This is a genomic window from Sinorhizobium sp. KGO-5 (assembly GCF_036245905.1).
In the GTDB taxonomy this organism is placed as follows: domain Bacteria; phylum Pseudomonadota; class Alphaproteobacteria; order Rhizobiales; family Rhizobiaceae; genus Sinorhizobium; species Sinorhizobium meliloti_A.
On the sequence record NZ_BDIZ01000001.1, the window covers coordinates 1183906 to 1197408 of the forward strand.

Annotated in this window: 13 protein-coding genes, 1 tRNA gene and 3 pseudogenes; 12 read left to right on the plus strand and 5 right to left on the minus strand. The window is 62.7% G+C overall.

The annotated features are described in order from the left end of the window. Window positions 1–16 precede the first annotated feature (16 nt). The 4 genes and pseudogenes from BHD07_RS05605 (at window position 17) to BHD07_RS05620 (ending at window position 2297) form a co-directional block, all read left to right on the plus strand. Window positions 17–643 (plus strand): hypothetical protein, encoded by a 627-nt coding sequence (locus BHD07_RS05605; protein WP_338278321.1) that lies wholly within the window; start codon window positions 17–19, stop codon window positions 641–643. 108 nt (window positions 644–751) lie between these two features. Then, window positions 752–979: pseudogene (locus tag BHD07_RS05610) on the plus strand (cytochrome b/b6 domain-containing protein); the annotation flags it as partial. 295 nt (window positions 980–1274) lie between these two features. Continuing rightward, window positions 1275–1862, plus strand: coding sequence for a DUF308 domain-containing protein (locus BHD07_RS05615; RefSeq protein WP_338278323.1), 588 nt, complete (start codon window positions 1275–1277; stop codon window positions 1860–1862). 138 nt (window positions 1863–2000) lie between these two features. Then, window positions 2001–2297, plus strand: a complete 297-nt coding sequence (locus BHD07_RS05620; protein ID WP_100669445.1) for a chorismate mutase — start codon at window positions 2001–2003, stop codon at window positions 2295–2297. A 41-nt stretch (window positions 2298–2338) separates the two neighbouring features. Here BHD07_RS05620 and BHD07_RS05625 read toward each other — a convergent pair. After that, window positions 2339–2632: pseudogene (locus tag BHD07_RS05625) on the minus strand (LysR substrate-binding domain-containing protein); the annotation flags it as partial. Between BHD07_RS05625 and BHD07_RS05630 the strand changes: the two are divergent. Next, a pseudogene (locus BHD07_RS05630) lies at window positions 2627–2979 on the plus strand (SDR family NAD(P)-dependent oxidoreductase); the annotation flags it as partial. The pseudogenes BHD07_RS05625 and BHD07_RS05630 sit on opposite strands and share 6 nt — an antisense overlap. Here BHD07_RS05630 and BHD07_RS05635 read toward each other — a convergent pair. Next, entirely contained in the window at window positions 2889–3230 is a 342-nt protein-coding gene (locus BHD07_RS05635; RefSeq protein WP_338278326.1) for a DUF6538 domain-containing protein, read from the minus strand. The pseudogene BHD07_RS05630 and the gene BHD07_RS05635 overlap by 91 nt on opposite strands. A 158-nt stretch (window positions 3231–3388) precedes the next feature. Further along, window positions 3389–3462: transfer RNA gene (locus BHD07_RS05640), tRNA-Gln, on the minus strand. Window positions 3463–3779: 317 nt separating this feature from the next. Between BHD07_RS05640 and BHD07_RS05645 the strand changes: the two genes are divergently transcribed. The 3 genes from BHD07_RS05645 to BHD07_RS05655 are packed head-to-tail and all read left to right on the plus strand — an operon-like array spanning window position 3780 to window position 6506. Continuing rightward, the gene (locus tag BHD07_RS05645) at window positions 3780–5384 is read left to right on the plus strand and encodes a Ppx/GppA phosphatase family protein (protein ID WP_198516606.1); all 1605 of its coding nucleotides are present in this window, start codon (window positions 3780–3782) and stop codon (window positions 5382–5384) included. After that, a complete protein-coding gene (locus BHD07_RS05650; RefSeq protein ID WP_100669377.1) occupies window positions 5381–6118 on the plus strand; it encodes an RlmE family RNA methyltransferase in 738 nt (245 codons plus the stop codon). Before BHD07_RS05645 ends, BHD07_RS05650 begins: the two co-directional genes overlap by 4 nt. A 4-nt stretch (window positions 6119–6122) precedes the next feature. Then, the gene (locus BHD07_RS05655) at window positions 6123–6506 is read left to right on the plus strand and encodes a VOC family protein (protein ID WP_100669375.1); all 384 of its coding nucleotides are present in this window, start codon (window positions 6123–6125) and stop codon (window positions 6504–6506) included. Window positions 6507–6586: 80 nt separating this feature from the next. On the opposite strand, the gene BHD07_RS05660 is transcribed toward BHD07_RS05655, so the two are convergent. After that, window positions 6587–7999 carry a DHA2 family efflux MFS transporter permease subunit gene (locus BHD07_RS05660; protein WP_100669373.1) on the minus strand — a complete coding sequence of 471 codons (1413 nt, stop codon included), beginning with the start codon at window positions 7997–7999 and terminating at the stop codon, window positions 6587–6589. A 253-nt stretch (window positions 8000–8252) separates the two neighbouring features. On the opposite strand from BHD07_RS05660, the gene BHD07_RS05665 reads away from it, so the two are divergent. From BHD07_RS05665 to BHD07_RS05680, 4 genes are all read left to right on the plus strand, one after another. Next, window positions 8253–9233 (plus strand): MBL fold metallo-hydrolase, encoded by a 981-nt coding sequence (locus tag BHD07_RS05665; RefSeq protein ID WP_100669371.1) that lies wholly within the window; start codon window positions 8253–8255, stop codon window positions 9231–9233. A 190-nt stretch (window positions 9234–9423) separates the two neighbouring features. Further along, a complete protein-coding gene (guaB, locus tag BHD07_RS05670) occupies window positions 9424–10926 on the plus strand; it encodes an IMP dehydrogenase (RefSeq protein WP_018094312.1) in 1503 nt (500 codons plus the stop codon). 59 nt (window positions 10927–10985) lie between these two features. Beyond that, window positions 10986–11402 (plus strand): MAPEG family protein, encoded by a 417-nt coding sequence (locus tag BHD07_RS05675; protein ID WP_100669369.1) that lies wholly within the window; start codon window positions 10986–10988, stop codon window positions 11400–11402. Between the two features lie 114 nt (window positions 11403–11516). Beyond that, on the plus strand, window positions 11517–12392 hold the full coding sequence (locus BHD07_RS05680) for a dienelactone hydrolase family protein (RefSeq protein ID WP_100669367.1): 876 nt from the start codon (window positions 11517–11519) through the stop codon (window positions 12390–12392). Here BHD07_RS05680 and oxyR read toward each other — a convergent pair whose 3' ends face one another. After that, window positions 12393–13346, minus strand: coding sequence for a hydrogen peroxide-inducible genes activator OxyR (gene oxyR, locus BHD07_RS05685; protein ID WP_198516571.1), 954 nt, complete (start codon window positions 13344–13346; stop codon window positions 12393–12395). It abuts the gene before it with no gap. Between the last annotated feature and the right edge of the window lie 157 nt (window positions 13347–13503).

Genomic DNA, 13503 nt, shown 5'->3' on the forward strand with positions numbered 1-13503 from the left:
TAGTAGGAAGAATAAAATGAAGACGTTTTTCGCTACCCTAGCTCTCGGCCTGACGGGCATCCTTTCCATGACAGCCTTTGCGGCACCCGCCCATGCCGAGGATAAGAAAGCCGTGCCGATCCACGTGCGCGGCAGCATCGTCACCTATGCGGGCTCCACACTGAGGGTGAAAACCCGCGAGGGTGAGACTGTCGACGTCGCGTTTGCCGACGACTGGAAGGTCGCGAGTGTCGCGGAAGCCAAGGTGACCGACATCAAGCCGGGCGATTTTGTCGGCATCGCATCCTTGCCAAAGGCGGGCGGTGGCGATGGCGCACTCGAAGTCCTGATCTTCCCTCCGGCGATGAAAGGCCTTGGCGAGGGCAGCTACGGCTGGGATCTCAAGCCCGACAGCAGCATGACGAATGCGACGGTCGCGGATGCGGTCAAAGGCGTCGATGGCCGGACCGTTACCGTGACCTATCACGGCAAGGAAAAGAAGATCGCCATTCCGGACGGCACGCCTGTCGTGACCATTGCTGCGGCGGCCAAGGGCGATCTTGTGCCTGGCGCCGTCGTCTTCATCACTGCCGAAAAGGCTGCAACCGGCCCCATCGCCCATCAGGTGGTTGTCGGCAAGAATGGCGTGGTTCCGCCCATGTAAGCCACGCCGTCGCTGGCCGGAGCCGCCGCCCCACTGCTCCGGCCGGCGACTACAGGTCGATGCTGCTTTCTCCGCAGCCGTGAGATGTCACTGACGAAAGACGCTGAGATGAGCGCACAAGCTTCCAATGACAATATCCGCTCTCCCCGGACGGTCTTCATCCGCCGGCACTCGATTGTGACACGGCTCACGCACTGGCTGAACGTGCTCTGCCTAAGTTTCCTTCTCTTGAGCGGGCTGCAGATCTTCAACGCTCACCCTGAACTCTACTGGGGTCACTACGGTGCGAATGGCGATCCTGCGATATTGACAGGCCGAGATCAGCCAAACGAATTCAATCCTCTCTGATCCGGACGGCCGATGGGTCGCAAAGCATCAAGGAGCGATCAACGAGGCGTTCGAGAAACGTGGACGCTCGGAGAACAGCCAGGGTGCTGGGGCAACGATCGCGTCCCACAATACTCAGCATGATGGTGCGATGCCAGACGATGCATCCGCGAAACTCTCCGGCGAAAGCGATCGGATCGGCCGACTTGAGTGGGACGAGTACACCCCATTTGGTGAGCATGTCTGCTTCTTGTGAAAAACGCACGCCAGCAATTTCATCAATCAAAGATAGGGATAGAAACCAATGTCGAACGAACAGAAAGCCAGTGCCACGCGCGGCAATGACCAATGGCTCAAGCAGTATTACTTTACCCGGGCGGCGTTCTCGGTGCTGTGGGTTGCGGCTGCACTGACCGCCGGACAGCAGTCATTTGCAGTGGCTGCCGCCCTGCTGATCATCTATCCGGCTTGGGATGCAGCCGCTAACGTCGTTGATGCGGCGAGGAGCGGTGGCTTTGCGGTGAACCGCAGCCAGGTGATCAACGTCACAGCGAGCTCGATTATGACTATTGCGGTGATCCTGGCGCTGATGATGAACATGAACTGGGTCCTCGGCGCCTTCGGCCTATGGGCCATCTTTTCGGGGCTGCTGCAGCTTGGGACTGCAGTTCGTCGTTGGAAAACAAACGGCGGTCAGTGGGCGATGATATTGAGCGGTGGCCAATCGGCGTTAGCGGGCGCGCTCTTTATCTTTCAAGCGCAAATGCCGCAGGAGCCTTCTATCTCCACGGTCACGGGCTACGCTGGTGTCGGGGCATTCTACTTCCTGGTTTCGGCGATATGGCTGAGTGTTTCGGTCTCGCGTCGCGGTATGCGCAGAGCAGAACTGTGAGGTGCCGTAGCTCGGTGGTGTATGAGCGTAAGGCGACCATCTGAAAGCCAGAGTTATCGAGAGCGCAGTATTATACTTTCGATGTCCCATTTCTTCAGGCCCACGTCGTGCCTGTCAGAGCACTTTGGAAGAACTCAAATGACGACACATGATACGGCAGAGCAACTTGCGTCCTACCGAAAGACCATCGACAACCTGGATTCAGCTCTCCTTCATATCCTGGCCGAACGCTTTCGCTGTACCGAGCAAGTCGGCCAGTTAAAAGCGGCACAGGCGATGCCGGCGACAGATGATGAGCGGGAGCGACGGCAAATGGATCGACTAAAGAACATCGCCGATGATGTCGGATTGAGGGAGCACTTCGTCGAAAGCCTGATGAAACTGATCGTGGGTGCTGTCGTGGAACGGCACAAGGAGATTGCGGCCGAGAGGTAGACATCTTGGAGATTCGGCAGGCTTGATCGCCTCCGGCTCGCTCATCTTGCTGTCACACTCACGAGATGGTCCGATACGGTGGAAATGAAGGCCCGAAGCCTCTGAAGACGTCGTAGGTCTCGATGATATCCCATCCAGATGTCTCGCGCGGGCGGCGACTTGGGCAGTTCCATTCTGCGGATGCCTGCGATCTGATCGCCGACCACGCGGGGCAGAACAGCGATCCCGACGCCCTGCCTACACATGCGCCCCTGGACGTTGCGGTTGTTTGATCGAAGGACGGGTCTCGCGTTGGGCAAACTCTGGATGAGCCAAGCGATATCTGGGACCTGCCCGTCCTGCGACGTTCCGGTGGAACATTCGTCAACATGTCGTCCGGCGCAGGCATCGCGGGCAGTGGCGGCGGCGGATATTACAATGCCGCAAAGTTTGCCGTGGAAGGAATTTCCGAAGCCCTCGCCGGAGAGCTGAAGCCCTTCGGCGTCCGCGTGTTGATCGTCGAGCCCGGACCGTTTCGTACCGATTTCCTTGGCGTTCGATCACTATGGTGGCCAACGAAATGCCGGAATATGCAGCGAGCTCGCGCAGGCACTATCGCGAAACCAACGACGGCAACCAGGCGGGCGATCCCGACAAGGCAATCGCGGTGATCCTAAAGGCGGTCGATGCCGATAATGCTCCGTCGCGCTCGTGTGCGCAGAGTTTCTGGAGCTGCTCCTTGGACATCGGTTCCTTCTGTTTCAACTTCAGCTCGGCCATCAGCATGTTGAGCTTCCGACCGATCGCCTGTGCCTTCTTATGGTCGGAACAGTGAAGGCTGAGTGAAAGACGGCTGCCCGGTCGGCACCGCGCAAACGACATGGGGACGCGTGCCCGCCAATAAAAGATGTTGCCGCGGCGAATGAGATTTTCGACGTCGTGGCGGACTGCCATGGGTATCTTGCCCTTGCCTGCCACTGGCGAGGCCGCCGCGCATATTTCGCGTGGGCATCACCTGTGGGCTACAGTTCTGGGCATCAGGTCGCCAATAATGCCAAAACGATATCCGGCACGACTGGAAAATCAAGGAATCAAGGGGATTTAGCGAGAATTGGCTGGGGAACCTGGATTCGAACCAGGACTAACGGAGTCAGAGTCCGCTGGTCTACCGTTAACCTATTCCCCAAGGCCGCTGGCGGTGTGTTGCCGCCGCGTCGGTGTGGCGGGCTTATAAACAAAAGAACGCCCGATGCAAATACCTTTTGCCAAAAAAATGCGGCCGGGCTGTGTCCTTCTGGTTTTGGTTTGAGCCTCGATAAGGGTCTCGTCCTTGGTCGGTCTTCGGCAACCGGAAGGGGAAGGGCGGTCGGGTTCGCCGGCTCCGCTATGGTTCCAAAAAAAGTTTGGCGAAAGGAGACGGCGCTGGTACAGTCGCGCCAACGCAAAATCGAGAGAGCGCCTTGAGCGGCCGTCAGGCTTCGCGCGGCGCCATGGTTGAGACAAGTGAAAGACCCCGATCACGGCGATAAGCCGTCTGAATCCGGGGCGTCGGCAGCAGGCCGCAGCGAGGGGCGCATGGGCGCGTCGCGGGGCGGCAAGGGCAAGCGGCGGCGGCGCAAGCCGTCCGGTTCCCCGTCTGCAATTGCCAGCGGATCCGGTCCGTCCGGAGAAGCAGGGCGTCCCGCAGCACTGAACGAGCCGGAGCCGTCGCGCAAGCGCAAACGGCGCCGGCGTTCGAAATCAGCAAGACCGCAAGATCAGTCCGCTGCCTCCGGTGCAAGCGCGCCGGCGTCGGATGCGGCCCTCAGCGACAAGAGGGGCGCCCAAAAGCGCAACAGGAAGGCGCGCCATCGGCGCGGCCTTCAGGGGCGGCCGCTTGCTTCCGCGAGCAACCCGACGACAAACCTGCGGCCGGGAGGCCGGCCGGGCGAGCGGTCCGGCGATGCTCCGCGGCCGCGGAGCGGCGAAGCCGCCGCGCAGCAGCAGGCGCGTCCGGAGAGGCTCGGTGCACCATTTGTCGCGCCGGGCGAGCCGCCGGCACCGCTTTATGCGGCCCTCGATCTCGGCACCAACAATTGCCGGCTGCTCATCGCGCAGCCGACCCGGCCGGGCCAGTTCCGTGTGGTCGATGCGTTTTCTCGAATCGTCCGGTTGGGCGAGGGGCTCGGCGCCAGCGGGCGGCTTTCGGAGGACGCGATGGAGCGCTCGGTCGAAGCGCTCAAGGTCTGTGCCGCCAAGCTCGGTGCCCGCTCGATCCGCCGGCGCCGGCTGATCGCGACCGAGGCTGCGCGTGCGGCTGCCAACGGCGAAGCCTTCATGAACCGCGTCGCCGAGGAAACGGGTCTCGAACTCGAGATCATCGATCGCGAGACGGAGGCACGGCTTGCTGTGTCCGGCTGCTCGTCGCTCGTCGACCGCGAAACCCGGTCCGTCGTGCTCTTCGATATCGGCGGCGGCTCGTCGGAAATTGCGGTCATCCGGATCGGCGAAAATCGCTCGAGCCGGCTTGCCAATCACATTACCCACTGGACTTCGCTGCCCGTGGGCGTCGTCACCCTTTCCGAGCGCCACGGCGGCGAGCATGTGACGCCCCAGAGTTTCGAGGTGATGGTGCGCGAGGTCGAGGCCATGCTTGCCGGCTTCGAGAGCCCCTCCGTCGACGCGCTGGCAAGCGGCTCCTATGGCGGCGGCTTCCACCTGATCGGAACGTCGGGAACCGTGACGACGCTTGCCGGCGTGCATCTCGACCTGCCGCGCTACGACCGCCGCCGCGTGGACGGCCTCTGGCTTTCCGATGACGAGGTCTCGGCCATGCAGGCGCGCCTCCTCTCCTGGGATTTCGCCGCACGTGCCGCCAACCCTTGCATCGGTCCGGACCGGGCCGATCTGGTGCTTGCCGGCTGCGCGATCCTCGAGGCGATCCGCCGCCGCTGGCCGTCGAGCCGCATGCGTGTCGCCGATCGCGGGCTTCGCGAAGGGCTGCTGACCGATATGATGGCAGATGACGGGGCCTGGCGCCGGGGGCGTCCGCGCCGTCATCAGCGCAGCTTCGGTTCTCCGCAGGCGGGCGAGGAACGGGTAAAGCGCCACGAAGGAACCGAGGCATGACGAAATCCCCGATCGGCGGCAATCGCAGCGGCCGCAAGCTCGGACAAAAGGTCAAGAAGGGCAAGCTGAAGGCGTCTTCGCGCCGCTGGATCGAGCGCCACATCAACGACCCCTATGTTCAGCGGGCGCAGCTTGAAGGCTACCGCGCAAGAGCGGCGTTCAAGCTCCTGGAGATCGACGAGAAGCACAAGATTCTTGCTGGCGCCAAGCGCATCATAGATCTGGGCGCGGCACCCGGAAGCTGGTCTCAGATCGCCGCCAAGGTGACGAACTCGACCGATGCCGATCCGCGGGTTGCGGCGATCGACTTCCTCGAAATGGATCCGATCCCGGGCGTCCGCTTCCTGCAGATGGATTTCCTGGATCCCGAGGCGCCGGAAAAGCTGAAGCAGGCGATCGGCGGAGCTCCGGACATCGTCCTGTCCGATATGGCGGCGCCGACCACGGGCCATCGCCAGACCGACCATATCAGAACCATGCATCTCTGCGAGGTGGCGGCGCATTTCGCCGTCGAGGTACTCGCGGAAGGCGGACATTTTCTGGCGAAGACCTTCCAGGGCGGCACCGAGCGCGACCTCCTGAACATGCTGAAGCAGAACTTCCGTCAGGTCGTCCATGTGAAGCCGGCGTCCTCCCGTGCCGAATCGGTCGAGATGTTTCTGCTCGCCAAGGGTTTCAAGGGTCGCCATGCGCTCGAGAGCGACGAGCCGGCAGAGGGTGCTGCGGAGGAATAGTGCCATGCTGCTATATGTGACCCTCGGCTCCAACGACCTCGAAAGGGCGGGCGCTTTCTACGACACGGCGCTTGCGCCCCTCGGCCTCAAGCGCCGCAAGGAGGATGAGGTGGAGATTGGTTACGGCGCGGAGGGTGATTTCCGCTGCCGGCTTTGGGTGGTGACCCCGTTCAATCGCAAGGCCGCGACCATCGGCAACGGCTCGATGGTGGCACTCGAGGCGCAAAGCCGCGCGGCGGTGGACGCCTTCCATGCCGCGGCGCTCGCCGGTGGCGGCACCGATGAAGGCGCGCCGGGGCTGCGTCCCTTCCACGCAAATTTTTATGCGGCTTACGTCCGTGACCCGGACGGCAACAAGCTTTCGGCGGTCTGCGAGCGGCCGGAATAGGCGTTATGCGGCTTGCCTGAAAGGGCAATGGGCGGAGCTTTTCTCCCTGAGAGCGCTGCCCGGTCGGAGCCTCCAGCAGATCATTTGCCGGCAGCCGTCGTTTCCACTTCCCGCACGGCCAGCCGATGCCCCGAGACGGAGGCGCCGGCATTCTTCGCCATGGCGACGAAGGGAATTGCCGCCAGAAGATTGGCGATGGCAATGATCATGAAGGCGACGTGGAAGTCTTCGAGCTCGAGCGGCCTGCCGCTGAGCGCCGTCTGGAATTCGAGAATGGCGCCTGCGACTGCGACCCCCAATGCGAGACTGATCTGCTGCAGCACGGCGCTCATCGACGTCGCCTTGCTGGCGTCGGCATCGTCGATGTCGGCGAAAGAGAGTGCGTTGACGCCGGTGAAGAAGAACGAGCGGGCGAAGCCGGCGATCAGCAGGACGGAGATCAACAGGAGATAGGGCGTCGCCGGCGTGAAGAAGCCGTTCGCGAAAGTCGTGACGGCCGCAATCACGGCGGCGATGAGCAGCGTCGTGCGGAAGCCGGCGAAAGCGAACACGCGGCGCGCGAGAAACTTCGTGGTGATGGCGCCGACGGCGCCGACGAAGGTGATGAGGCCCGATTGGAACGGGCTGAGACCGAAGCCGACCTGGAGCATCAGCGGCATAAGGAAAGGCACTGCGCCGACGGAGATGCGGAAGATCGTGCCGCCGATCGACGCGGCGCGGAAGGCACCGTCGCGGAAGAGCTTGAGATCGAGCACGGGCGCCGGATGCCGGCGCGCATGGAAGATGTAGAGGAGCGAGGCGGCGACGCCGGCCGACACGGAAGCGATACCGATCGCCGGCGGCAGGGCCGGCAGGCTGATGACCGAAAGCCCGAAGACCACGCCCGCGGCGGCAATGCCTCCGAGCAGGAAACCGATGATATCCACCGGGGGCGGATTTCGCCGCTCCATCTCGGGCAGGTAGATGCCGGAGAGAAAATACCCGACAATCCCAACCGGCACGTTGATCAGGAAGATCCAGTGCCAGGAGAAGTAGGTCGTGATGAAGCCGCCGAGCGGCGGGCCCGCGAGCGGTCCGACCAGTGCGGGTATCGTCAGCAAAGCCATTGCCGAGACAAGCTCGCTGCGCGGCGCACTGCGCACGAGGACGAGCCGCGCGACCGGCGTCATCATGGCGCCGCCCATGCCCTGCAGGAAGCGCGCAAGGACGAAGGCGAAGAGGCTATCCGCCACCGCGCAGAAGAGGGAGCCCGCGATGAAGACGAGGATCGCCGCGCGAAAGATGCGCTTGGCGCCGAACCGGTCCGCCATCCAGCCGCTCAGGGGAATGAAGATCGCCAGCGCCACCATATAGGAGGTCAGTGCGAGCTTCAGCGTGATCGGCCCGACGCCCATATCGCGCGCGATTGCCGGCAGCGATGTCGAAATAACGGTTGAATCCATCTGCTCCATGAAGAGAGCGACGGCGAGGATCAACGGGACGATGCGGTTCATGAAAGGCGCCTTGGGGCTGTCACTGCGGGCGTTAGCCCCATTGGTTCTTAATTCGAAATCGATTTGAGGACAAAATCATCAGAAACTCGAGCGCGCTGGTCGCCGGTAAGCGGTTCCGATGGCTTTGTCGGGGCGAAACCGGAGATTGAAGATCACATGCGTGTGATCCGTCCTGTCCATTTCTGTCAAGGCACTACTTTTCGCCTGTGATCACCGGCGCGCGGGCAGTGCCGGTCAACAGGAGGGAATGACGATGGCTTTTCAATTGAAGCGGCGGACGCTGTTCGCGGCAGGCGCGGGCGCATTGGCGGCACCAAGTCTGCTGGCAGGCATTGCCGGTGCTCAGGAAACGACGGAAAAAGGCGGCACGGCGATGAGTGCGGACTTCAAAACTTTGAAACTCGGAAGTTTCAAGGTGACGGTGATCAGCGACGGGACGCGCGCCGCGGACAAGCCGCACGAGATCTTCGGCACCAATCAGCCTGCGGAGTCGGTCTCCAAACTTCTGGAACAGAATTTCCTGCCGACCAGCGGCTTCGTCAACGGCTTTTCCCCGGTTCTGGTCGATACCGGATCCGAGGTCGTTCTCTTCGACACCGGGCTTGGCGAGGGAGGTCGCGAGGCGGGCACGGGCAAGCTTGCGGAAGGCCTGAAAGCTGCCGGTTATGCTCCGGAACAGGTGACGGTCGTCGTCATCACCCACATGCACGGCGACCACATCGGCGGCCTGACGGAGGGTGGAAAGCCCGCTTTTGCCAATGCGCGCTATGTAACCGGGCAGGTCGAGTACGATTTCTGGAAGGACGGCGCCCGCGTCGGCACGCCTGCCGAAAACGGGCACAAGGCGGTGCTGGCGAAGGTCGTGCCGCTGTCGGAAAAGATCACCTTTGTCGCGGATGGCGGGGAGGTCGTCCCCGGCATCTCTGCGATGGCTGCGTTCGGTCATTCTCCGGGGCATATGATCTATCGGCTCGAATCCGACGGCAAGGCCATGATCCTGACCGCAGACACGGCGAACCACTATGTCCTGTCGCTGCAGCGGCCGGATTGGGAGGTTCGCTTCGACATGGACAAGGCGGCTGCCAGCGCGAGCAGAAAAAAGGTCTTCGACATGATCGCGACCGACCGGCTGCCCTTCATCGGCTATCATATGCCGTTTCCGTCCGTCGGCTTCGTCGAGAGCCATGATCAGGGCTATCGCTTCGTACCGGCGAGCTATCAGTTCGACATATGAAGAGGCGGCTTGCTGCACTGCGACAACAATTCGCCGGGGCCCATAAGATTTGGGGCCCTTGGCTATTTTCATTCCGGCATATCCGTGTTACCAGCCCTCGCCAACTTCCAAGAAAAGCCTTGAAGTCACCCGGTGGACAAGTCGCTGAGCGTCCCCGGGGATTTTTCGTTTATTTGAAGAGGAACTGGCCATGGCGCGCATCATCGAAACGGCAACCGGTCTGGAGGCATTGACCTTCGACGACGTTCTGCTCCAGCCAGGACATTCCGAGGTGATGCCGGGTCAGACGAATATCGCCACCCGCATCGCACAGGACATCGAACTCAATCTTCCGATCCTCTCGGCGGCCATGGATACAGTCACCGAGGCGCGGCTCGCGATCGCCATGGCTCAAGCCGGCGGCATCGGCGTCATTCACCGCAACCTGACGCCCGCCGAACAGGCGGAAGAAGTCCGGCAGGTCAAGAAGTTCGAAAGCGGCATGGTCGTCAATCCGGTGACGATCGGCCCGGATGCGACGCTTGCGGATGCTCTGGGCCTGATGAAGGCGCACGGCATTTCCGGCATTCCCGTCGTGGAAAACGGCGGCCTCGGCGGGCAGAAGCAGGGGCGCCTCGTCGGCATCCTCACCAACCGCGACGTCCGCTTCGCGTCCGATCCTTCCCAGAAAATCTACGAATTGATGACGCGGGAAAACCTTATCACGGTCAAGGAAAGCGTCGATCAGCAGGAGGCAAAGCGCCTTCTGCACAAGCACCGGATCGAGAAGCTCCTCGTGGTCGATCCCGAAGGACGCTGCGTCGGCCTGATCACGGTCAAGGACATCGAAAAGTCCCAGCTCAACCCGAACGCCGCCAAGGATGCGCAGGGCCGGCTTCGCGCCGCCGCCGCCGTCAGCGTCGGCGACGACGGTTTCGAGCGCGCCGAGCGGCTGATCGATGCCGGCGTCGACCTGATCGTCGTCGACACCGCCCACGGCCATTCGCAGCGCGTGCTCGATGCGGTGGCACGGGTGAAGAAGCTTTCCAACTCGGTGCGCATCATGGCGGGCAACGTCGCGACCGGGGACGGTACCAAGGCGCTGATCGACGCCGGCGCGGATGCGGTCAAGGTCGGCATCGGCCCCGGCTCGATCTGCACGACGCGCATCGTCGCCGGGGTCGGCGTGCCCCAGCTCGCCGCGATCATGGCGGCCGTCGAGGCCGCACAGGCCGCGGACATCCCGATTATCGCCGACGGCGGCATCAAATATTCGGGCGATGTCGCCAAGGCGATCGCCGCCGGCGCTTCGGCCGTGATGATCGGCTCGCTGCTCGCCGGAACCGAGGAGAGCCCTGGCGAGGTCTTCCTGTACCAGGGCCGGTCCTTCAAGGCCTATCGCGGCATGGGGTCCGTCGGCGCCATGGCGCGCGGCTCGGCCGACCGCTATTTCCAGGCGGAAGTCCGCGACACGCTGAAGCTCGTGCCGGAAGGCATCGAGGGGCAGGTGCCTTACAAGGGGCCGGTCTCCGGCGTCCTGCACCAGCTCGCCGGCGGCCTCCGCGCCTCCATGGGCTATGTCGGCGGGGCCACGATCAAGGATTACCAGGAGCGCGCCACCTTCGTTCGCATCTCCGGCGCCGGCCTCCGCGAGAGCCATGCCCATGACGTGACGATCACCCGCGAGAGCCCGAACTATCCGGGCGGCGCCTGATATCATCGGCGGGCGCCGTCCGGCGTCCGCCATGTCCATTGCTGACGCTGAGAGCATCGATGACAGGCTTCGAAATATTCTGGCCGATGGTGGCCCATGCCGCGCTTGTCTTTGCGCTTTATGCGCTCCTCTCCACGCGTCGGGCATCGCTCATCAGGTCGGGCGAGATCGACGCTTCCCTGTTCCGGGAAAACCGCGGCGAGCCGGGCGATAGCCTTATCGTGCGAAACAGCATAGCGAACCAGTTCGAGCTGCCGGTTCTCTTCCATCTCTGCTGCGTGCTGCTCTACATCACCGAGGCGGACAATCTCCTCTCGCTTGGTCTCGCCTGGCTTTTCGTGGCGCTCCGTTATGCTCACGCCTTCATCCACGTCACGAGCAATCGGCTTCGCTTTCGCCAGCCGCTGTTCATGGCAGGTTTCATCGTGCTCTTCGCGATGTGGACATGGCTTTCCGTCTGGATGGCGATGAGCTGAGGTAACGCAGTTTTGTAAGTCCGTGACCGTGCCGCTGACCTATCCTGTCGCCGGGTGGTCTGCTGCCGCCTGCTACAGCGACATTTGATCTGCCATAGCCCCAGGGAGAGCGTCATGAACAAGCCTGTCATCACCCAGGCGATGATCGATGCCTATGACGAATATACGCATCTCACTTTGGATCGCCGCCGTTTCATGGAGAGATTGACGGCGCTCGCGGGTACGGCTGCGGCTGCCGCCGCAATCGCGCCGATGCTGGCTGCCGATAGTGCCAAAGCCGAAGTGATTGCCGAGACGGACGAGCGCATCAAGGGAGAGGACATCACCTATCCCGGCGCCGACGGCGAAATGAAGGGATATCTCGTCAGACCCGCCGATGCGTCCGGCAAGCTTCCCGCCGTTATCGTCATTCACGAGAATCGTGGCCTGAACCCACACATAAGAGACGTTGCGCGCCGCATGGCGCTCGAAGGTTTCGTGGCGCTTGCGCCCGATTTCCTGTCGCCCGACGGTGGGACACCGGCCGACGAGGACAAGGCGCGGGAGATGATCAGCGCACTCGACGCAACCGAGACGAATGAGAATGCCGTCGCCACCGTGAGCTTTCTGAAAGGCCATGCGGAAAGCACCGGCAATGTCGGCGCGATCGGCTTTTGCTGGGGCGGCGGTCTCGTCAACAGGCTTGCCGTGAACGCACCCGATCTCAAGGCCGGCGTGGCCTATTACGGCGCCCAGGCGAAGGCCGAGGACGTGCCGAAGATCAAGGCGGCGCTGCTGCTGCATTATGCCGGGCTCGACGAGCGCATCAATGCCGGCATAGAGGCCTACCGCAAAGCGCTGACGGAAAACGGCAAGGACGTGACGATCCACGTCTATGAAGGTGTGAACCACGCTTTCAACAACGACACCTCGGCGGCGCGGTACAACAAGGAGGCGGCCGACCTCGCCTGGCAGCGGACCGTCGAATTCCTGAAGACGAAGCTGGCTTGATCATGCGGCTGGACGAGGCGCAGCTTTCGCCGCGCCCCGTCCGGCCGAGGCAGCGTCCCGTGAGATCTCCCGGGCGCAGGCCGATATGGCGTCTGCAAGCGCGTCCATGTCGCGCGGCCGCGGGTTGCTGCGCCGCCAGATGAGCCCGATCTCACGAGAGGGCTCCGGGGCGGCGAAGGGCAGGATCCGGATCGCGTTGCGTGCGGCTTCGCTCGGTATCGCGATCTCGGGGATGAGTGTCATTCCCATGCCGTTTGCCACCATCTGCAAAAGCGTTGCCATCGACGTGGCGCCGAAACTCAGGAGCTGCCGTTTGCCGGCCGTATTGCAGACGGCCAGCGCCTGATCACGCAGGCAATGGCCTTCTTCGAGCAACAGCAGCTGCGATATATCCACCTGCTCTTCCGTCATCGGCGACATGAGCACATGCCGGTCGTTCTCCGCCACGGCCATATAGAAGCGGTCGGAAAACAGCGGCCGGGTAACGATGCCGTCCGCGTCGACCGGCAGCGCCGCCACGACCGCATCCAGCCGGCCGTCGCCGAGATCGGCGATGAGCCGGTCGGTAAGCGACTCCTTGAGCTCGATTTCGATCGCCGGATACCGTTCGCGCAGGTAGGGAATGAGCCTCGGGACGAGATAGGGCGCGAGTGTCGGGATAACCCCGAGGCGGACCCGCCCCTCGAGAGTGCCCGTGTTTGTCCGGGCGCTCTCCTCCAATCTGCCGACATCCGCGAGGATGGAACGCACCTGCGCCAGCACTTCCTCGCCCTTAACGGTCAGGAAAACGCCGGCGCGGCTCCGTTCCACCAGCTTCACGCCCAGATGTTCTTCCATCTCCATGATCTGCGCAGAGAGCGCCGGCTGGCTGACATGGGTGAGTTCGGCCGCCTTGCCGAAGTGGCGAGTGGCCGCGAGGGCATCGAAGTAACGCATCTGCCTGAGTGTCAGCATGATAGGAAAATCTTATCGTAATCAGCAGGAAATACAATTGGAGATTATCGTCGCGGGGTGGGAGAAACCAGTGCCAAGGCATTCCATGCGCTGTGCCGATCGTGGCTGCTGTCGTTCAGCCGTCACGCTCTTCAGGAGCTTCGGAAGCCGAAATGTC